The organism is Pantoea sp. Fr+CA_20, from assembly GCF_024520835.1.
Lineage (GTDB): Bacteria > Pseudomonadota > Gammaproteobacteria > Enterobacterales > Enterobacteriaceae > Pantoea > Pantoea allii.
Map to the genome: position 1 here is coordinate 38,887 of NZ_JALNPN010000007.1, position 19,960 is coordinate 58,846.

The window sequence follows — 19,960 nt, forward strand, 5'->3', positions numbered from 1 at the left end:
GTCAGATTCCCGCACGTGGGGCTCGTCTGGCCCGCCTTCATTTTTTTCAAAATAAGCCTTGCATGCATCAGCAGGATATGACCTAATGAATCGTCGGTTTGATTAACAGACACTATCAAAGTAAGTAACCAAAGCAGTTCTCATCTCTAAGCCTGTCGCGAGACATTCCTTCTTTTTGAGTCTTCTCTTACGTTCTGATTAAAATCTGTTCTCAGGCCATTACGCCGGAAGGCTCTATTATTAAGGAATTAAACATGTCTAACAAAATCCGCGGTACCGTTAAATGGTTCAACGCAGAGAAAGGCTTCGGTTTCATCTCTCCTCAGGACGGCAGCAAAGATGTATTCGTACATTTCTCTGCAATCCAGGGCACAGATTTCCGTTCATTAGATGAAGGTCAACAAGTTGAGTTTACAGTAGAAAATGGTGCCAAAGGCCCAGCTGCTGCGAACGTTGTTGGTCTCTAAGGACTGAAAATTACGAGTTTTAAATGTCCTCACTGTAGTGGCTCGCAGTACAGAAAATCACATTTCGATGTGACAAGAGCCAACCCGCATGGAGCGAAATGCATTTTTTGCAAAACGATCGTTGTTCAAATCAAAACGACCAGGATTGCAGCTCAGAGTCAGCCACAGGCACTCTGAAAAGGCTAAAGAGCTCTATAGCGTTGTTGCATTTACCGTAATAAGAGGCTGCCATTGGCAGCCTTTTTTATTTCCCTTCTGACCCCTTTCCCGCTGCTATTTACTAAACCATCAGGGCAAGAACGCCGCCCCAAAACAGCAGACAAAAAACAACAGCCGCAATCCAACTCAACTGACGTGCACGCCCGCGAAACAAGGGCTTACGAGCAACGGGTAGCGCTTCACTATGCATATTTATATTCTCAAGTGGTGGATATCAAGCCTCACTGGGCAGGGGTAAGCTGCCCGTTACGTCTTAGCTCGCGGCTTCCATTGCTTTAAAAATCACGTCAGACAGCTCATTCAGTTCAAACTTAGCGACATAGCCATCGGCACCCACTTTGCGCACGTGATCTTCGTTCGCGCTGCCAGAAAGTGATGAGTGAATCACCACCGGAATATGGCGCAGTGTCGTATCGCGCTTGATGTTACGTGTCAGCGTAAAGCCGTCCATCTCCGGCATTTCCAGATCGGTTAACACCAACGCAATCTTGTCATGGATGGATTCACCCTGCGCCTGAGCCTGCTGGTGCATCTCTTTAATTTTTTCCCATGCTTCAAGGCCGGTATTACACATGATGGCAGGAATGCCCATGCTCTTCAGGCCCTGCTCCAGCAACTGACGGGCAACTTTAGAATCTTCTGCCACAATCGCCACTGAACCCGGCTTCATTTTGAACTGACGCTCTTTAGGCGCTTCAGGCTCAACGCCGCGCACCGAGGGGATGATGTCATACAGAATTTGCTCAACATCCAGCACCATAGCCAGATTGCTTTTTTGTTCATCGTCATCAAGGCAGGCGATACTGGTGATATTACGACCACCGATCCCGGCTTCCGCCGTATGCACCTGGCTCCAGTTAAGGCGCACGATGTTTTCTACTGACTCAACGGCAAACGCCTGGGTGTTACGCGCGTACTCAGTCACCAGCAGCAGGTTCAGCCCCGTTTCTGGAACACAGCCTGCTACGGCAGGTAAATCAATCACCGGAATAAATTGCCCACGAATGCTGGCCATGCCGAGCAACGGTGAACGCATGCCTGCTGCTTTGGTAATCGGCGGCATCGGTACAATTTCACGCAATTTAAATACGTTGATACCAAACAGCTCTGATTTACCTTTTAACTGGTCAGAGCCCAGGCGAAACAGCAGCAGCTCAAATTTGTTCGATAGCGCGAGATTCGCTCTCTCGTCGATCTCTTTCTGAAAATTATCCATTGTTGCCTCAGCATCAGCGCAGCAGGTGAAAAGGGGTGTGATGAAGTTATCGGCAGCAAGTGAAAAAAGGTGAGAGGGGAAAATCCAACTGCAGTATATTATTCTTGTGCCAGGCTTAACAGTGATAAATAAACATGGACACCTTTCCCCTTAAAGGAGTACGAGATGAAGAAAGTGTTACTGGCAACGCTGTTGGTGATGGCCACTTCCGGCGCATATGCAGAACAAGGCGGCTTCAAAGCAGGCGATACGCCGCCGCCACAGAACAAGCAGGATGCGGGTTATAAAGGTTCGGAAGATACAGGGCAAACCCACATCGATCAGATCCGTGACTTCCGTCAGGGCGGTTATGTGACGCTGGAAGGCTATATCGTTAAAAAATTAAAGGGCGATAATTATCAGTTTCGTGACGAAACCGGCCATTTGACCATCATTGCGCCGAAGAAAACGTTCGATGGTAAAACCTATACCGCTGATGACAAGGTTCGGGTGAGCGGCAAGGTTCATGGGAAAGGCGATAAAACGACGCTGCACGTAACGCGGATTGATGAGCCATAAGTCAGAGCAAGGGCGAGAGTGACTCTCGCCCGTTTTTTTAGTCTTTTAACAGCACAGCCCGACAGGTTTTACCTTTAATTTTACCCTGCTTAAGCTTCACCAGCGCGTTTTTAGCCTGAGCCGCTTCTATCGCGACGTAAGCGTGGGTAGGCGTGAGATCGATTTTACCGATTTGATCGGCACGATAACCGGCTTCCCCCGTCAGCGCGCCGAGAATATCGCCGGGACGAATTTTCGCTTTACGCCCACCATCAATGCACAATGTCATCATGGCGGCGGGTAATGGCTGACTGCTTTTCTTCAGCGAACTGGCGGCAATCCAGGGCAGTTTCTGTTGCAGGAAGTCTTCAAGTGCGTGCGCGCGCGCCATTTCATCTGCGGCAACAAAACTCACGGCAGCGCCCTTTTCGCCAGCGCGTGCGGTGCGGCCGATACGATGCAAGTGCACTTCCGGGTCCCATGCCAGTTGATAGTTTACCACCAGCGACAGTGACTTAATGTCCAGCCCACGGGCTGCAACATCGGTGGCCACCAGTATGCGACCACTACCGTTGGCAAAACGAATCAGCACCCGTTCGCGATCGCGTTGCTCCAGATCGCCATGCAGGGGCAGGGCGCTGATATCGCGCGCATTCAGCGCAGCGGCAATATCGTCGCATTCACGTTTTGTGTTGCAGAACACGACGCAGGAAGAGGGCTGGCGTTCGCTCAGCAGACTGATCAGCAGCGAGAGTTTTTCACCGTGGCTGGCCTCAACAAACTGCTGTTCGATAGCCGGGAGTTCACTCACTTCTTCTGTGACCACGCTCAGCGCTTCACGCTGAAAGCGCTGGCTCAGGGCGGCAATCCCTTCCGGCCAGGTTGCCGAGAACAGCAGCGTCTGACGCGAAGCGGGCGTGGCAGCGATGATGGTTTCCATATCGTCGCGGAAGCCCATTTCCAGCATACGATCGGCTTCGTCCAGTACAAGCGTACGCAGGCTGTCCAGCTTCAGCGTCTCACGCTTAATGTGGTCCAGAATACGGCCTGGCGTTCCGACGACGATATGAGGCGCATGCACCAGCGAATCGCGCTGGGCGCTCATTGGCTGGCCGCCACATAAGGTTAAAATTTTAATGTTGCGTGTGAAGCGGGCTAACTGCCGCAGGACGTTACTGACCTGATCGGCCAGCTCCCGGGTGGGGCACAAAATTAACGCCTGCGTCTGAAAAAGAGCGCTGTCGATATGTTGCAGCAAGCCAATGCCAAAGGCGGCCGTTTTACCGCTGCCGGTTTTTGCCTGAGCGCGCACGTCGCGTCCGGCTAAAATAGCGGGCAGCGTTTCGGCCTGAACCGGTGTCATGCTGGTATAGCCCATCTCGCGCAGGTTATCGAGCTGGCTATCGGGAAGAGAATTAAGCGAGGAAAAAGCGGTCACGGGTGCGGCCTCTGCGGCTAAAAGTGGGGGCATCATTGCGTGCGCAAGTCTGTCAGAAAGCGAGCAGAACGGCAACGTTAACTGCCTGAATAAATAATATCCATTTCACCCAGCTTTTTTTTAGGAATAAACTGAAGATTACGTGCGTTAGGTGGATTATTTTAATGAATGGCTGCGGAAAAAAAAGCCAAAAGGGAAGTCTGATAAACGTCTGAGAACGTTAATAAATTCATAATCTTTTGTTTATAAGAGCGAATATTGAGGTTATCGGAGAAGCCCGTTTTTTTCGCATTGAAAATAGCATTAATAATGTAACAGTATGGGCTTAAACCCCTGTAAAAATCATTCATTAACTCCTTTATATTGAGCAACATAGATCGATATAACCACTGGCAGAGGGTTTTTCATTGAATAATATCCCGAAGATATTGCATGAAGACATACTTAAAATCGTTGGTCGTGCTGTCCTGACATTGCATCTTTATGGCGAAAGTTTATCGGCTGATAAGGTTGCCTCCATGATCGAATGTTATGCCGAAGACGATCCCGTTGCCCCTGACGGCGCGCATCTGTATGCGCTGGCCATGGAGTTGATGTCAAAGAAAAGTGAGGCAAGCCGGGTTTAACATCGCTGTGCCTCAGATGTCTGCGCCTCACTTTAGGCAATAGCGTTAAAGTGAGGCGTATCTGCGTTACACCTGCTGTTGCATAAACAGGGGTTTTCCCCGCGAGAAGGTCGCCGTAACGGGCGAAATCCGCGCTACCGCCTCCGCTGAACAACTGGCCTGAACCAGCATCATATCGGCACTGTCTCCGATGCGGGGCCATTGACGTTCGCCACTGGCAGAAAGAGGAAGCACGTCATTGGTGGCAATCGCCAGGGCGCGACTCAATGAGAACTCATCAGAACCGCCGTACAACTGGGCATAGAGATTGGCCTTTTCCAGCATGCTGCCTGTGCCAAACGGCGACCAGTGATCGATCACGCTGTCGGTGCCGGTCATGACTTTTATCCCTGCCGCCTGTAACTGCGGCACCGGCATGGTCAGCTTGCCGATGGGCAGCGTGGAGGCAATGCTGAACTGCTGCTCCGCCAGGTCGGCAATCAGGTTATCCCGTTCAGCGCCCTGTAAGGTTGCCAGTGCAAAACCATGACTGAGAGTGACTTTACCGCGTAAGGCGGGATTCTCCCGCACGGTTTTAATCATGTAACGGATAGCCTGAACGCCAGCGGCAGAGGTTTCATGCAGGTGGATATCGACGCCACGCTGGTAGTCGAGCGCAATCTGGAACAGGGCATCCAGGGATTTCTCCATCGCACCATCCACATTCGTGGGATCAAGACCGCCGACATAGTGCACGCCACGTTGCATGGCTTCACGCATCAGCCCGTCGACCTGAGAATGCAGCAGTCCATGCTGGGGGAAGGCGACAATCTCACAGGGGAAATCGGGATGCTGTGCCAGAGCAGCCTGTAAATGTTCCAGGCTCTTGAGACCACTGACCGGGTCGATATTACAGTGGCTGCGCGCCCGGGTGGTGCCCCTGGAATTCAGCAGGGCAATAAGCCCTTCGGCCCGCGCCTGAGAAGTGGGCAGCAACTGTGGAATCAGCACCTGCTCACGGGCAATCATGTCCATAATCGTTTTGCCTTTACGCGGGCGAGGTGCCTGCCAGGGGCCCCCGTAAAAGGTTTTGTCGAGATGGATGTGCATATCCTGCGTGGACGGCAGCAGCAGGGCACCCTGCGCATCCCAGAACGGCAATGAACGCGCACCTTGCCCGGCCGGGCTGAACTGGTGAAAGTGGCCATCGCGAAGGGTGATGTCGTAGCGTGCTGTTTTCGTTGCAACAATCTCGCTACCTTCGCGTGCGAAGCCCTCTTCGAGCAATACATTGCCTAAAACATAGTGGTTGCTCTGGGGCAGCGCGCCAGGTGAGAGGACGGGCGTTGCGTTAGCGTTGGCGGCAACACCGGAAGCCGCGATCCCGGCGATGATCATACTCATACTGCTGGCGGCGGTCAGGCGAACCCCCTGACGGAGAAAGCGGCGGCGGCTGGTGGAAGAGGCGGTCTGCATCAGCGATTCCTGCGAAAGTAAGTGAAGGCTTAATCTGACAAACCGCGGCTTTCTCTGCTGAGGAGTTTTTCACTGCCTGCTATTTAAAAACTCACTGCCAGCTCAGGCCGGCGAAATCGGCCAGCGCGTTGGCCAGCTGGCGCTGAAGGCCATCTTCTGGCTGACGGCAAAACAGCGCCAGCTCAAAGGTATCGATTACCGGCAAGCCCTGTTGGCTGCCCAGCACCCGATGCGAAGGTAAGCGACAACTGGCCGGTAACAGCGTTATCCCTAAGCCCTGCGCGCTGGCGGCGGACAGCGCCACCAGGCTGGCGCTGCTGTAACCAATTCGCCAACTGCGGCCCAGTAAATCCAGTGTCTGGCAGATTTCCTCCCGATACAGCCCCAGTTGCGGAAACAGCACTAAGGGAATGGGGGACTGTTCGAAGCAGGAATGGGCAGCGCTGTCCAGCCACAGTAACGGCTCCGGTCGGGAAGCCAGTGGACGTTCCCCGTAGGGCTGTTTGATCAGCATGATATCCAGCTCTTCCCGTTGCCAGGCACGACGAAGTTCTACCTGCATCCCGCTCATCACATCCAGCCGCAGATGGGGATGCTCGCGACTGAACAACGCCAGTAGCCCGGCGGTGGGTGCAGCGAAATCCTCCGGTACGCCCAGCCGCAGGACGCCATCGCGCCACTTATCGCTTAGCACATCGTGGGCTTCACCGTTCAGGGCAATAATCCGGCGGGCATAACCCAGCAATTTTTCCCCTTCTTCAGTGATCTGCACCTGATGGGACGAGCGGGCCAGCAAAGGCTTGCCGACCATCTCTTCCAGCCGCCGTACCTGTTGGCTCACGGTCGACTGTGACAGGTGAACCTGTTCAGCGGCGCGCGTAAAGCTGGCGGTTTCACATACGGCGACAAAACTCAGCAATTGCTGAGGCGTAAACATGGGCTGGCGATTCATTTTTCCACTGCCTGTCATCCTGATATTTCATTTCCAAATAGTAATGGCTGCTGTCAAGCTGACAATGTTTAATTCCAGGATTGCCCATGAAAAAAGATCGCTTATTACTTATTGCCGCTCTGATACTGGCGGGACTGAACATGCGTCCTCTGATGACCTCCGTCAGTCCGCTATTGGATCAGCTGCGTGAAAACATTGGATTATCATCGCTCGCCGCCTCACTCCTGCCAGCTATTCCGATGATGATGATGGGCGCCATCGCGTTAGTGAGCGCACCGCTTCTGCAACGTATCCGACTGCGTGGGCTGCTCTGTGGCGGGCTGGCGTTGCTGGTGCTGGCGCTGGCCAGCCGGTTTTTTATCTCGCAAGGCCAGTGGCTGGTATGGAGCACGGTCCCCGGTGGCATCGGCATCGGCATTGTACAAATGGCCATGCCGGGTTTGATTCGCCAGCGCTTTGCGCAGCGCAGTGCCATGATCACCGGGCTATGGGCGGCGGCATTAATGGGTGGCGGCGGACTGGGCGCTGCGCTGGCGCCATGGCTCAGCCTGCATCTGGGCTGGCACGGCGCGCTCAGCAGCTGGTCTGCGCCTGCGCTGCTGGCCGTTATGCTCTGGTGGTGGATTCCGGCGGCGTCTCCGCCACCGCAGACATCGACAGCCATGCCATCAGTCTGGCGCAATACGCGCGCATGGATGCTGGCGCTGAGTTTTGGTTTAGTGAACGGCGGTTATGCTATTTGTGTCGCCTGGTTGCCCGATTTTTATCATCAACTGGGCTGGAGCGCCCAGGCGGGCGGCGGCCTGCTGGGCGTGATGATTGCCTGTCAGGTTGCCGGTGCCCTGGTGTTTCCCATGCTGGTAAAGGGGGCGGATCGACGACCGTTGCTCCTGCTGACGCTGGTATTACAGCTTGGCGGTATGCTCGGTCTGCTGGTGGCACCGCTCTACCATCCCTGGCTGTGGGCAGGGATGGCGGGCATTGGCCTGGGTGGCGCATTCCCTCTGTCCCTGGTGCTGGCACTGGATCACCTGGCGCATCCGCAGGCCGGTGCGCGTCTGGTGGCATTTATGCAGGGTGCGGGGTTTATCATCGCGGGCAGTATGCCTTTTCTTGCCGGACAACTGCATAACCTGACAGGCCACTTTTCCAGCATCTGGCTGCTACAGGGCAGTGTAACGGTGATCCTGATTGGCCTGAATCTGCGTTTTCACCCCCGAAGCTACCAACAAGCCTTTCCGCAGCACTAATTGGTCCTACCAACCCGGCAAAACGTTTTCAGCGGCTCACATAACGTTAAAAATAGTGCCGCAACTGTTGCCTAGAGTTAACAGTGGGTTAAGTATCTGTAACGAGCAAGCCCTGATCGCCTGATTGGTAGGACCAATTGGTGCATCAGAGGCGACAGATGCGCCACCCGCCTTTGCCGATCGCGCATCGCTTTCATCATCCCATGGAGATAATGGCATGCAGGTCTGGCAACAACATTACGATCCGCTCAACAACATCTGGCTCTCCAGCCTGATTGCATTGCTTCCTGTTTTGTTTTTCTTCTTTGCGTTAATCAAGCTAAAGATGAAAGGCTATCAGGCCGCGACCATTACGGTCATCCTTGCGCTGCTTGTGGCGCTGTTGCTGTATAAAATGCCGCTACAGCAAGCGTTGGCGTCAGCGGTTTACGGCTTTATGTACGGTCTGTGGCCCATCGCCTGGATCATCGTGGCGGCGGTTTTTGTCTACAGGATCTCGGTTAAGACCGGTCAGTTCGACATTATCCGCGCCTCAATTTTATCGATCACGCCCGATCAGCGCTTACAAATGCTGATTGTAGGCTTCTCCTTTGGCGCCTTTTTAGAAGGTGCGGCAGGGTTCGGCGCGCCGGTGGCGATCACGGCCGCGCTACTGGTGGGGCTGGGTTTTAATCCGCTCTATGCCGCGGGCTTGTGTCTGATCGTGAATACCGCGCCAGTGGCGTTTGGCGCGATGGGAATCCCGATTATTGTGGCCGGGCAGGTGACCGGGCTGGACAGCTTCGCTATCGGTCAGATGGCAGGTCGACAGCTTCCGTTTCTGACAATCATCGTGCTGTTCTGGATCATGGCGATTATGGATGGCTGGCGCGGCGTGAAAGAGACCTGGCCCGCCGTGATGGTGGCGGGGGGATCGTTCGCGATTGCCCAGTTCCTCAGTTCGAATTTTCTTGGCCCAGAGCTGCCCGATATCATCTCCTCGCTGGTTTCTTTAATGTCGCTGACGCTGTTTTTGCGCGTCTGGCAGCCGGTCCGCATCTTTCGCTTCAGCGAATCAGAAAGCCAGCAGGACAATCAGCCGCTGACCCGACAAAAATACACTACCGGGCAGGTGGTGCGTGCCTGGATGCCGTTCCTCTTTTTGACCGCGACCGTCACGTTATGGAGCATTCCGCCCTTTAAAGCGCTGTTTGCAAAAGGCGGAGCCTTCGCAAACTGGGTTTTCAGCCTTCCCGTGCCGGGGCTGGACGGAGGGATAACACGGATGCCGCCGGTGGTCGCGCAACCCAGCAACTGGCCAGCGATTTTCAAACTCGACCTGCTGTCGGCAACCGGCACGGCAATCCTGGTCGCCGCCATCGTCTCTATCGTTTTTCTGAAGATGAAACCTAAGGCTGCGGCAGTGACCTTTGCAGAAACCCTGAAAGAACTTATGCTTCCCATCTACTCGATCGGGATGGTGCTGGCGTTTGCCTTTATCTCTAACTACTCCGGCCTGTCTGCCACCCTGGCGCTGGCATTGGCGCATACCGGTCATGCGTTTACCTTTTTCTCGCCTTTCCTGGGATGGCTTGGTGTGTTTCTGACTGGCTCGGATACGTCATCCAATGCGCTGTTTGCCGCCTTACAGGCGACGACCGCGCAGCAGATTGGCGTTTCCGATATCCTGCTGGTGGCGGCAAATACCACCGGTGGCGTGACCGGCAAGATGATCTCGCCGCAGTCGATAGCCATTGCCTGTGCCGCTGTTGGTCTGGTGGGCAAAGAGTCCGATCTGTTCCGCTTTACCGTCAAGCACAGCCTGATATTTACCTGCCTGGTGGGCATCATTACCACGCTTCAGGCTTACGTTTTCCCCTGGATGATCCCATGAAAACCAGTTTATCGCCGCACGCCGATCCGCTGCGGGTTCGGCTCGAACAGTATATTCGCGAGCATCAGATTGAACCCGGCATGCGTTTGCCTGCCGAGCGCCAGCTCGCCGCCGCGCTTGGCGTCTCCCGTTCATCGCTGCGCGAAGCCATTCAGCAGCTTATCAGCAGCGGGATATTGACGAGCCGACGCGGCGACGGCACCTGGCTGCGTCAACCTCAGGAACCCTGGTCTGAACAGCGCATTGTGGAACCGATTCGTCAACTGCTGGCCAACGATCCGGATTACCGCTACGACATTCTGGAAGCGCGTTACGCCATTGAAGCCAGCACCGCATGGCATGCCGCACTGCGGGCGACTGAGTCCGATAAAGAACGCCTAAGGTACGCGTTTGACGCCACGCTGGCGTTAAAAGAGAGCGACGATCCCCATCTGGCCGGTCAGGCCGACCTGCGGTTTCACCTCGCTATCGCGGAAGCCTCACATAATGTGGTGCTGTTACAAACCATGCGCGGTTTTTTTGATTTGCTCCAGTCGTCGATGCTGCACAGCCGCAGGCTGATGTACACCCGCCCGATCATTTTTGACCAGCTGACAGATCAACACCGTGCCATGCTTGACGCCATTTTACTCGGCGATGCCGAGGCCGCGCGCTTAGCGGCGATGGATCATCTTGGTTTTGTGCATACCACGATGAAAACGCGAGATGAAGACGAAGCCAGACAGGCGCGTATTACACGTTTACCTGGCCATGACCTGCACAATCACAAGGAGACACGCTGATGATTATTTCTGCTGCCAGTGACTACCGCGCCGCCGCGCAACGCATTTTGCCGCCTTTCCTGTTTCACTATCTGGATGGCGGGGCTTATGCAGAGCACACGCTACGCCGCAACGTGACCGATCTCTCGGACGTGGCGCTGCGCCAGCGCATCTTGCGTAATATGTCTGAACTCAGTCTGGAAACCACCCTGTTTAATGAAACGCTGTCGATGCCAGTGGCGCTGGCACCGGTAGGGCTGTGTGGCATGTATGCACGACGAGGCGAAGTGCAGGCCGCCCGCGCGGCGGCAGGTAAAGGCATTCCCTTTACGCTGTCCACCGTCTCCGTGTGCCCCATTGAGGAAGTTGCGCCGCAGATCAACCGCCCCATGTGGTTCCAGCTCTATGTTCTGCGCGATCGTGGCTTTATGCGTAATGCGCTGGAGCGCGCCAAAGCGGCGGGCTGCTCTACGCTGGTGTTTACTGTGGATATGCCTACGCCGGGCGCGCGTTATCGCGATGCGCATTCAGGCATGAGCGGGGAAAATGCGGCGCTGCGGCGCTACTGGCAGGCCATCACGCATCCCAGGTGGGCGCTGGATGTGGGGTTACAGGGAAGGCCGCACGATCTGGGGAATATCTCAACCTATCTCGGCAAGCCTACCGGGCTGGAAGACTATATCGGCTGGCTGGCCAATAATTTTGATCCTTCCATTTCCTGGAAGGATCTGGAGTGGATTCGCGATTTCTGGGATGGCCCGATGGTGATCAAAGGCATTCTGGACCCTGAGGATGCCCGTGACGCGGTGCGCTTTGGTGCTGACGGTATCGTGGTTTCTAACCATGGCGGTCGCCAGCTGGACGGCGTCCTGTCCTCGGCCCGTGCCTTACCTGCGATTGCGGATGCGGTCAAAGGCGATATCACGATCCTTGCTGATAGCGGCATTCGTAACGGACTGGATGTGGTGCGTATGATTGCGCTGGGCGCAGACAGCGTCCTGCTGGGGCGCGCCTTTATCTATGCGCTGGCAACACATGGACAGCGCGGCGTTGAGCATTTACTGACGCTGATTGAAAAAGAGATGAAAGTCGCGATGACCTTAACCGGCGCGAAGCGCATTACCGATATCACACAGCATTCGCTGGTGCAGGCAAATGCCCTCTTGCAGGAAGCAAACCTGCGCCCGGCATAGTTGCCTGCGGCGAAATCAAAGGTGTTGTCTATACTTACCTTCTTTACCAACAGGAGGAATGACATGACCATTCATAAGAAAGGTTCGGCGCATTGGGAAGGCGACATCAAAGGCAAAGGCACAGTCAGCACCGAAAGTGGTGTACTGAACCAGCAGCCCTACGGCTTTAATACCCGTTTTGAAGGGCAAAAAGGCACTAACCCGGAAGAGCTGATTGGTGCGGCACATGCGGCCTGTTTCTCTATGGCACTGTCGCTAATGTTGGGCAATGCCGGTCATAAAGCGGAAAGCATTGATACCAGCGCAGATGTGTCGCTGGATAAAAAAGGTGAAGGTTTTGCGATCACCAAAATCGCCTTAACCAGCACCGTTTCTCTGCCAGGCATTGATAACGATACCTTTGATGAGATTATCAACAAAGCCAAAGCGGGCTGCCCGGTTTCTCAGGTGTTGAATGCTGAAATTACGCTGGATTACACCCTGAACAACTGATTGCGGACCGGCATCACTTTTACGTGATGCTGACGCGAATCTTGCCGTACCCAGATGCGCCTTCGGGCGCATCTTTGCGTTGTGCAGAAGGACGCGGAGATGACAAACGCGTTTCGGCAAACACACACGGAAAATGCGGCTGGTCTTGCTGGAAATCTGTGGCGCACGCGTGCTAATCCGTCAGGCGGCGATGATATGGGCATGAGGTCGTGGCTTTCTCGCCATAAGCCTGGCGTACTGCTGATGGTGGTGTTACTGCGGGCGTTACTCTGTTTGCTGGTTACCGCTTCCTGGTTACCCTGGAACGCGTCTTAAACGTCAGGCGTAAATCTCTTCTGCGCGCTTAGCCCGCACGTCGCTGCGTGCAATCCGATAAGCCTTACCGGGATCGCCCGCCAGAAATTCAAAGGTAGGTGAATAGTAGAACGGGAGCCAGCCGCCATAAGCGCCTTCCCATTCCCAGCGTACCGGGCAGGGCCAGATAATGCCTTCATACAAAATGTAATAAACCCAACGCCCAGTTGGACGGCGGGGACGAGTAGTTTTCATGGGATTCACAACTATGTTGGTGTAAAACAGCTTATATTTTGAACGCTAACCTGCAACCTTGCAATGTTGTATGTGCATTTTTGTGTCCTTGACCTGTTCAGTTATCTGAACGATGCACTTCACCACACATCAGTACCACGTTGGGACGGACCTTGTGGATGCGGTTTGCCATCACTTCGCAGGCGGTTTTCGTTGGGTAAATGCGCTCTGATACCGGCAACGCTTCACAGGCATCATGTCCACAGGCGCTTACCAACAATACAAAACCAATTAACATAACCGACTCCTTCTCCCGTCGCGCACGTCACGAGAGGGGTGAATGTTCCTTTTTATAAAACCAGTATAGCTAATTGCCGGAAGGGACAATCATCACGCTGGGCGGTATCGGATTGCTCTGAGCGATTATACGCCTTCCGGACGCGTACAGCAGTGAAATCTTACCCATCGCTGCAATGGGCAACGCATCGTTCGCGCTGCATTTCTGACCAGCTACAAGGGCGACTTTCCATTCCTGCCATAACGAATTTTAAAATCGGTAAATTTTCATACATGTTGACTATTTTGGCGGTAATCCTTTAAAGCAACGCGTTTTGATATTTCTCACACTTCTGACATGCAAATCTGAAACCGGTTGCAGAAAATCTTTCCCCTGTGTATTCGTTAATTATTCATCACACGGAGGAATGAACCATGCCCAAAATTTTACTGTGCTGTGCCGCCGGAATGTCCACCAGTATGGTGGTGCAAAAAATGGAAAAAGCTGCGAAAGAGCAGGGAATGGATGTAGAGATAAAAGCAGTAGGAATTGAAGAGTTTAGCGAGGCAATTGCCGACTATGACTGCTGCCTGTTGGGGCCGCAAATTAAATACAAGCTGGCCGATTTCGAGCCGATTGCTCAGCAGTACAGTAAATCCGTCGCGGTGATTAACAGCATGGATTACGGAATGATGAATGGCGAAAAGATATTAAGTGCCGCGCTCAAGCTTATTCCTGGCTGATCGCTAAAGAACTGAAAAATATAGCGCAAACCTGCATTCACTTTATGCAGGGTTATTCTCTTTTGCCTGAGCAAGGAGTGACGGGATGAGTCGCTTGAGCGAATCTTTATTCGGTGTCATCGAAAATCGTATTAGTCCGCTGGCTGGTCGCCTCTCCAGCCAGCGCCACGTCATCGCCATCCGTGATGGTTTTATTGCCTCAATGCCGTTCCTGATTGTCGGTTCATTTATGCTGTTGTTTGCCCATCCGCCTTTTTCGGCAGACAGTAGCTGGGCGTTCGCACAGTGGTGGCTCGGCATGGTGAAGGCGCATGAAGAACAAATCATGATGCCTTACAACATGACGATGGGCATTATGGCGCTCTATATTGCCAGTGCTATCGCCTACAACCTGGCGAACAGCTACAAAATGAACGGCTTTATGGCCGCCAGCCTGTCGCTGATGGCGTTTCTGGTCGTGGCTGCGCCGCAAACGGGCAAAACGCTGCCGGTAGGTTCGCTGGGCGGTGAGGGGATTTTTACCGCCATCCTGGTGGCGTTATTTGCTACGGAGCTGATGCATTTTCTGCAGAAACACAATATCGGCTTCAAATTACCCGAACAGGTACCGCCGAAAATCCGTCAGTCGTTTGATCTGCTGATCCCGATTATCACCATTTTTATTACCCTGTTTCCGCTCAGCCTGTGGGTACAGGCACAGTTTGGTATGCTGCTGCCGCAGGCCATTATGGCGATCTTTTCCCCGATTATTTCTGCCTCAGATTCTCTGCCCGCCGTATTGATCGCGGTGCTGCTGTGTCATCTGCTGTGGTTCGCCGGTATTCACGGCGCCGTGATTGTCGGTGGCATTTTACAGGCATTCTGGTTGACCAACCTTGGGTTGAATCAGCAGGCGCTGAACGCAGGCGAGCCTGTCAGCCATGTGTTTATCGAACCCTTTTGGCAATTTTTTATCGTGATTGGTGGCTCCGGTTCCACGATGGGGCTGGTGCTGCTCTATTTGCGGAGTCAGTCTGCCCATCTGCGCTCAATTGGTAAGCTCAGCATTGTGCCCAGCATGTTCAACATCAACGAACCGGTTATTTTTGGCTCGCCCGTGGTGATGAACCCCATTCTGTTTATTCCCTTCGTTCTTGCCCCGCTAGTCAATGCCGTCATTGCCTGGACCGCCACGAAAACCAATCTGATCAATCATGTGATCTCGCTGGCACCCTGGACGACGCCAGCACCGATTGGGGCAGCCTGGTCAACCGGCTGGGACTGGCGCGTCATCGTGTTGATTGCCCTGCTGGTGACGATTGCCACATTGATTTACTACCCGTTTTTCAAAATGTACGAGCGTCAATTGCTGCAGCAGGAACTGGCCGCAGCGCAACCGGTAAAGGAGTAATGCATGGAAATTGATGAAAGCACGGTCATCGAACTGATTATCCAGGCGGGCGAAGCGCGATCCTGCTCAATGGAAGCCTTGCGCGCGGCCCGCCTGCAAAACTGGGAGCAGGCAGACAGCCTGCTCAGCGCCGCGACTGCGGCGGCAAAGGCGGCGCACCAGACGCAGACGCAGCTTATCGGTGCCGATGAGGGCAGCGGAAAGATCCCGGTCAACCTGATTATGGTACATGCCCAGGATCATCTGATGAACGCGATGCTCTGCCGCGAGCTGGCGGAAGAAATTATTCAACTGCGCCGGGAGTTAGCCGCACGCTAAAAAGGAGGTGTTATGCAACATTCGACAGTGACCGCGTTTCCAGAAGGCTTTCTCTGGGGCGCGTCGACCTCGGCTTATCAGGTTGAGGGCGGATGGAATAGCGATGGCAAAGGGCCATCTGTTATCGACAAAGCAACGTTCCATCAGGACATCACGGATTTTACCGTTTGCAGCGACCACTATCACCGCTTCAAAGAAGACATCGCCTTGCTGGCGGAGATGGGCCTGAAAACTTACCGCTTTTCCATCGCCTGGAGCCGCCTTTATCCCGACGGCGATGGCCCGGTAAATGAGGCGGGCGTGGCCTTTTATCAGCAGTTGATTGATGAGATCTGCCGACAGGGCATCACGCCACTGGTGACGCTTTATCACTTCGATCTGCCCTGGGCGCTGCAGCAGGCCGGTGGCTGGTCTTCTCGCCGTACGGTGGCGGCTTTTGAGCGTTTTGCCATCACCTGTTTTGAGCGCTATGGCAGCCAGGTCAACTACTGGCTGACCATCAATGAACAGAACATGATGATCCTGAAAGGGGACGTGATTGGCACCTTGCCGCCGGGTACCGCCGATCCGCAGAAAACCCTGTACCAGCAAAACCATCACATGATGCTGGCGCAGGCCAAGGCGATGATTGCCTGTCATGAACGGCTGCCGGAGGCGAAAATTGGCCCGGCACCCAATATCTCTTGCGTATATGCCGCGAGTTCCCGCCCAGAGGATGTGCTGGCGGCTGATAATTTCTCGGCAATCCGTAACTGGCTCTACCTCGATTTGGCCGTTCACGGGCGCTACAACCACGTGGTATGGGCTTTTCTGAAGCAGCGAGGTTGGCTACCCACCATCGAGGCGGAGGATATGGCCATCATCGCCGCCGGTAAGCCTGATTTTATCGCTTTTAACTATTATGCTTCCGCCACGGTAGGCGCTGAAGGAGAGCATAATACGCCCGACAGCAGGCCACATGCCGATCAACAAATGGCCGGAATTGACCGGTCTGTGTATGTCGGTTGTGATAATCCGCATCTGAAACAAAACCAGTTTGGCTGGTATATCGATCCTGTCGGCTTCCGCATAACCGCACGACAGATTTATGCGCGTTATGCCCTACCGCTCATCGTGACCGAAAATGGTTTAGGAGCTTTTGACAGCCTGGATGCAGAGAATAAAGTGCATGATGATTACCGTATCGACTATTTGCGCGAGCATATCGCTCAGTTGCAGCTGGCGATTGCCGATGGCGTTGAGCTGTTCGGTTATTGCCCCTGGTCGGCAATTGATCTGGTGAGTACCCATCAGGGCATTAGCAAGCGTTACGGTTTTATTTATGTGAACCGCGATGAGAAAGATCTCAAGGATCTGGCGCGCTACCGCAAAAAAAGCTTCTTCTGGTACCAAAAGCTGATTCGCAGTAATGGAGCCACGCTGAACGCGTCAGTGGACTACTGAGGTCGCGCGGCAGGGAGGCCGCGTTTTACTGCTTATAAGGGCCGTCCGTCACCGATGCGCGCGCGATCAGGTGACCGCTAAATGGCGGCAGGGCCGTGACCGCTTCACCTTCCAGCATGGCAACCAGCTGCGCCAACGTGTGCTGAATCATCTCCGCGACCGGCACATGCACTGTGGTGAGCGGCGGCAGGAAAAATTCAGCCATGCGAATATCATCAAAGCCCAGCAGTGAGACATCTTCTGGCAGCCGTTTTCCCGCCGCATTGAGAGCCAGCGCGGCACCAATCGCCATATCATCGTTACTGGCCATCAGCGCGCTAAAGGTCACTCCCGAATCCAGCAGCTGTTTTGCCGCCGCCATCCCACTGGCGGGCGTCCAGGCGCCCTGCACGATGCGTGCTTTATCTGCGATGCCATGCGCGACCAGCGCCTGCTGATAGCCCGCCAGACGCGCGTCAGCGGTCGGTGAACCGGCCAGGCCACGAATAAAGGCAATCTCGCGGTGGCCGCGTTCAATCAGATAACGCGTGGCGTCAAACGTATTCTGCTGATGCGTGGCCCAAACGCAGTGGGCAGGATGGCGCTTAAGCTGGCGGTTCACCACCATGATGGGAATATCATGCTGTTCAATAATGGCGTCCAGCGCCTCGGTATCCAGAAAGCGGGGATAGATGATGATGGCGTCACAGCGCAGGTCGAGTAAAAACTCAATTGCGGCCCGCTCATCATCAGCGCAGGTTTTGCCATCAGCCAGAATTAACTGCCGACCATAGTTATTGGTCAGCGTGGCCGCCTGAAACAGCAGTTCGCTGAAGTAGGGACCATTAAAGAGTGAATGGGTAACAATGAGGCCAATATTCTGGGATTTTTGGGTCGCCAGGCTTCGCGCCAGCAGATTTGGGCGATAACCGGTTTCGGCGATGGCCTGAAAGACCTTCTGTTGCGTACTCTTACTGACGTAACGATTTCCGGCCAGCACGCGTGAGACGGTGGCTTTAGAGACTCCGGCCTTACGGGCCACATCCAGCATGGTAATCATTGGCTTGCAGACCATCCATCCCTGTGGGTAAAAAACGATACTAGCTGATTTTTCGCAGGTTATTGCAGGACAGGTAATAAAAAAGTGAAGCCTGTCAGGCGAAATACCAGGCGGGCAGGATGGCAATCAGGTTGTTCAGCGTATGCAGGAAGACCGGCAGGGCCAGCGTATTGCTGCGCAGGCGCGCGTAGCAGAGCAGCAAAGAGAAAAGCGTCAGCGCCACCACCGTTTCCCAGTGGACATACTGAGTATGCATCAACGCAAACAGCAGGGAAGTGAGTAGCATGCAGGCAAAGCGGCTGTTGGGGGCCCACAGCAGGAAGCCTTGCAACAAAAAGCCGCGAAACATCACTTCTTCAAATACGGGGGCCAGCAACACGGCGGTCAGTAACAGGATAAGCATTGAGCTGCGTCCCTGTTGTGATTGCGCCACCAGCCAGCCTTCAGGCTGTAAATACTGCGTTTGTGCCGCCATTAAAATAAACAGGGCGCCAATAAACAGTAACGTCTGGCCGGAGCGTAAAAACCCCAGGGGAATATCCGTGCGACGCTGGCAGTAAAAACGATACAGCGGATAGATAACTGCAAACTCAAACAGGCAGAGCACGGGCACCAGCAAACCGTCATTACGCAGGATACCGTAATTAGGGAACAAGGTAATCAGCATGGTAACAAGGTAATAGACAACAAAGCTGCCGACATAAAACAGTGTCAGCGTCACTCTGTCGGAATTGGTGTTCATAGGCGACCCAGCCAGCAACGATAAGCGCATAGTAGCAACGCGTCGGATCGCTGTCGAGAGAACGGACGACACAATATTATGCGTTTATGATCGTTTCAGGTTTGTGCGAATTTTAAGTGAATAATATCAGTTTGTTAACTTATTGCCTTGCGGTGTTGCAACCGGGCGTCAGGCGCTTATTCGCCTGGCCTGAGAATAAGGCCCACAGTCAATCGGGCGTGATGACAGATTACCGGACACGGATCGCCGTCAGGGTAATTGACGCGGCAACGCCGATAAAAAAGAGCGGTTTTGTTATTCCCGCAGGAATAATCTGCCGACTGTCTCAGCGGCTTATTATCGTGATTTCGGCCAGCAGCTGTGATTCATCTACAAATAGCGTTATTAGCCAGCATTTAATGCTTAATATTGTGCGGTAAGTTTGATTTTAACGGTTCATACCTGCAGTCAGGCTTGTTACTCTTCGACGTCAGGTTTTACACGTCGATGAGGAGAAAACACGTGAATCACTATGGAAAAGCGCTGATGGCCACCAGTTTCTTACTGCTTACGGCCTGCCAGTCGGCCACGCAACCCGACCAGGCTGCCAGGCTGCCCGACGCGCAAGCGGACAGCTGTGGTGCGTCCCAGTATCAACATTTCGTCGGTAAGCCGCTGTCAGCCATCGATAATCAGCGTTTCACTCAGAAGGTGCGCGCCATCCCGTGGAATTCTGCGGTAACAATGGACTTTAATTTCACTCGCCTGAACTTTATGGCAGACAAAAACGGTAATATTAGCCGCGTCTATTGTGGGTAAGTGTCAAATAAACAACGCATTGTCATAGAGTTGTCATGGCGTCAGGCGAAGATAGCGCCTGTATCCTGTCGGGCCGCGCTAACCGTGATCGGTAGCGTTAAACTAACAGGGTAAGGATTTCCTCGTCACTTCAATATGCAATGCTCGTCTTGTTTATTCCCGCTCAGGCGGGAATTTTTTTCTGGTTCAGGCCGAAAGAAGGA

General features: G+C 53.9%; 23 protein-coding genes. 15 read left to right on the forward strand and 8 right to left on the reverse strand.

All coding sequences use genetic code 11. The features are described from left to right. The first annotated feature begins 254 nt into the window (after positions 1 to 254). The gene (gene cspA / locus NR177_RS11070) at positions 255 to 467 is read left to right on the forward strand and encodes an RNA chaperone/antiterminator CspA (protein ID WP_009091867.1); all 213 of its coding nucleotides are present in this window, start codon (positions 255 to 257) and stop codon (positions 465 to 467) included. Between the two features lie 3 nt (positions 468 to 470). Further along, on the forward strand, positions 471 to 644 hold the full coding sequence (locus NR177_RS11075) for a cold-shock protein (protein WP_306278021.1): 174 nt from the start codon (positions 471 to 473) through the stop codon (positions 642 to 644). Between the two features lie 295 nt (positions 645 to 939). Here the strand turns inward: NR177_RS11075 and NR177_RS11080 are convergent, their stop codons facing one another. After that, positions 940 to 1,902, reverse strand: a complete 963-nt coding sequence (locus tag NR177_RS11080; protein ID WP_013024807.1) for a chemotaxis protein — start codon at positions 1,900 to 1,902, stop codon at positions 940 to 942. Positions 1,903 to 2,067: 165 nt separating this feature from the next. On the opposite strand from NR177_RS11080, the gene NR177_RS11085 reads away from it, so the two are divergent. Further along, entirely contained in the window at positions 2,068 to 2,460 is a 393-nt protein-coding gene (locus tag NR177_RS11085; protein ID WP_063878577.1) for a YgiW/YdeI family stress tolerance OB fold protein, read from the forward strand. A 37-nt stretch (positions 2,461 to 2,497) separates the two neighbouring features. On the opposite strand, the gene dbpA is transcribed toward NR177_RS11085, so the two are convergent. Beyond that, positions 2,498 to 3,877, reverse strand: coding sequence for an ATP-dependent RNA helicase DbpA (dbpA, locus tag NR177_RS11090; protein WP_256852956.1), 1,380 nt, complete (start codon positions 3,875 to 3,877; stop codon positions 2,498 to 2,500). 407 nt (positions 3,878 to 4,284) lie between these two features. On the opposite strand from dbpA, the gene NR177_RS11095 reads away from it, so the two are divergent. Further along, a complete protein-coding gene (locus tag NR177_RS11095; protein WP_063878579.1) occupies positions 4,285 to 4,503 on the forward strand; it encodes a hypothetical protein in 219 nt (72 codons plus the stop codon). Between the two features lie 66 nt (positions 4,504 to 4,569). Here the strand turns inward: NR177_RS11095 and NR177_RS11100 are convergent, their stop codons facing one another. Both NR177_RS11100 and NR177_RS11105 read right to left on the reverse strand, forming a co-directional pair. Then, complete coding sequence (locus NR177_RS11100; protein ID WP_256852909.1) at positions 4,570 to 5,958, reverse strand: amidohydrolase; 1,389 nt, start codon at positions 5,956 to 5,958, stop codon at positions 4,570 to 4,572. 91 nt (positions 5,959 to 6,049) lie between these two features. Next, complete coding sequence (locus NR177_RS11105; protein ID WP_256852910.1) at positions 6,050 to 6,910, reverse strand: LysR family transcriptional regulator; 861 nt, start codon at positions 6,908 to 6,910, stop codon at positions 6,050 to 6,052. Positions 6,911 to 6,996: 86 nt separating this feature from the next. On the opposite strand from NR177_RS11105, the gene NR177_RS11110 reads away from it, so the two are divergent. From NR177_RS11110 to NR177_RS11135, 6 genes are all read left to right on the forward strand, one after another. After that, positions 6,997 to 8,160, forward strand: a complete 1,164-nt coding sequence (locus NR177_RS11110; protein ID WP_256852911.1) for a cyanate transporter — start codon at positions 6,997 to 6,999, stop codon at positions 8,158 to 8,160. Between the two features lie 217 nt (positions 8,161 to 8,377). Then, entirely contained in the window at positions 8,378 to 10,033 is a 1,656-nt protein-coding gene (gene lldP, locus NR177_RS11115) for an L-lactate permease (RefSeq protein ID WP_256852912.1), read from the forward strand. Next, complete coding sequence (gene lldR / locus NR177_RS11120) at positions 10,030 to 10,815, forward strand: transcriptional regulator LldR (protein WP_256852913.1); 786 nt, start codon at positions 10,030 to 10,032, stop codon at positions 10,813 to 10,815. Before lldP ends, lldR begins: the two co-directional genes overlap by 4 nt. Further along, the gene (gene lldD / locus NR177_RS11125) at positions 10,815 to 11,987 is read left to right on the forward strand and encodes an FMN-dependent L-lactate dehydrogenase LldD (RefSeq protein ID WP_256852914.1); all 1,173 of its coding nucleotides are present in this window, start codon (positions 10,815 to 10,817) and stop codon (positions 11,985 to 11,987) included. The genes lldR and lldD overlap by 1 nt, the downstream gene beginning before the upstream one ends. A gap of 63 nt (positions 11,988 to 12,050) precedes the next feature. Then, positions 12,051 to 12,479, forward strand: a complete 429-nt coding sequence (locus NR177_RS11130; RefSeq protein WP_063878586.1) for an OsmC family protein — start codon at positions 12,051 to 12,053, stop codon at positions 12,477 to 12,479. A gap of 133 nt (positions 12,480 to 12,612) precedes the next feature. Continuing rightward, entirely contained in the window at positions 12,613 to 12,684 is a 72-nt protein-coding gene (locus NR177_RS11135) for a hypothetical protein (protein WP_370513138.1), read from the forward strand. 113 nt (positions 12,685 to 12,797) lie between these two features. Here NR177_RS11135 and NR177_RS11140 read toward each other — a convergent pair whose 3' ends face one another. Further along, positions 12,798 to 13,028: a hypothetical protein gene (locus tag NR177_RS11140; protein WP_145393715.1), complete on the reverse strand. Its 231-nt coding sequence runs from the start codon at positions 13,026 to 13,028 to the stop codon at positions 12,798 to 12,800. Positions 13,029 to 13,125: 97 nt separating this feature from the next. After that, entirely contained in the window at positions 13,126 to 13,305 is a 180-nt protein-coding gene (locus NR177_RS11145) for a hypothetical protein (RefSeq protein ID WP_063878589.1), read from the reverse strand. A gap of 413 nt (positions 13,306 to 13,718) precedes the next feature. Between NR177_RS11145 and NR177_RS11150 the strand changes: the two genes are divergently transcribed. The 4 genes from NR177_RS11150 to NR177_RS11165 all read left to right on the forward strand — a co-directional run bounded on the left by NR177_RS11150 (position 13,719) and on the right by NR177_RS11165 (position 17,178). Beyond that, on the forward strand, positions 13,719 to 14,027 hold the full coding sequence (locus NR177_RS11150) for a PTS sugar transporter subunit IIB (RefSeq protein ID WP_063878590.1): 309 nt from the start codon (positions 13,719 to 13,721) through the stop codon (positions 14,025 to 14,027). Positions 14,028 to 14,112: 85 nt separating this feature from the next. Then, positions 14,113 to 15,417, forward strand: a complete 1,305-nt coding sequence (locus NR177_RS11155; RefSeq protein WP_096012029.1) for a PTS sugar transporter subunit IIC — start codon at positions 14,113 to 14,115, stop codon at positions 15,415 to 15,417. A 3-nt stretch (positions 15,418 to 15,420) separates the two neighbouring features. Further along, positions 15,421 to 15,735 carry a PTS lactose/cellobiose transporter subunit IIA gene (locus NR177_RS11160; protein WP_063878592.1) on the forward strand — a complete coding sequence of 105 codons (315 nt, stop codon included), beginning with the start codon at positions 15,421 to 15,423 and terminating at the stop codon, positions 15,733 to 15,735. A gap of 12 nt (positions 15,736 to 15,747) precedes the next feature. Next, entirely contained in the window at positions 15,748 to 17,178 is a 1,431-nt protein-coding gene (locus NR177_RS11165; protein WP_256852915.1) for a glycoside hydrolase family 1 protein, read from the forward strand. Between the two features lie 25 nt (positions 17,179 to 17,203). Here the strand turns inward: NR177_RS11165 and NR177_RS11170 are convergent, their stop codons facing one another. Further along, the gene (locus NR177_RS11170; RefSeq protein WP_256852957.1) at positions 17,204 to 18,217 is read right to left on the reverse strand and encodes a LacI family DNA-binding transcriptional regulator; all 1,014 of its coding nucleotides are present in this window, start codon (positions 18,215 to 18,217) and stop codon (positions 17,204 to 17,206) included. A gap of 94 nt (positions 18,218 to 18,311) precedes the next feature. After that, the gene (locus NR177_RS11175) at positions 18,312 to 18,959 is read right to left on the reverse strand and encodes a CPBP family intramembrane glutamic endopeptidase (protein WP_063878595.1); all 648 of its coding nucleotides are present in this window, start codon (positions 18,957 to 18,959) and stop codon (positions 18,312 to 18,314) included. 501 nt (positions 18,960 to 19,460) lie between these two features. Between NR177_RS11175 and NR177_RS11180 the strand changes: the two genes are divergently transcribed. Then, complete coding sequence (locus tag NR177_RS11180) at positions 19,461 to 19,757, forward strand: I78 family peptidase inhibitor (protein WP_256852916.1); 297 nt, start codon at positions 19,461 to 19,463, stop codon at positions 19,755 to 19,757. Positions 19,758 to 19,960 lie beyond the last annotated feature (203 nt).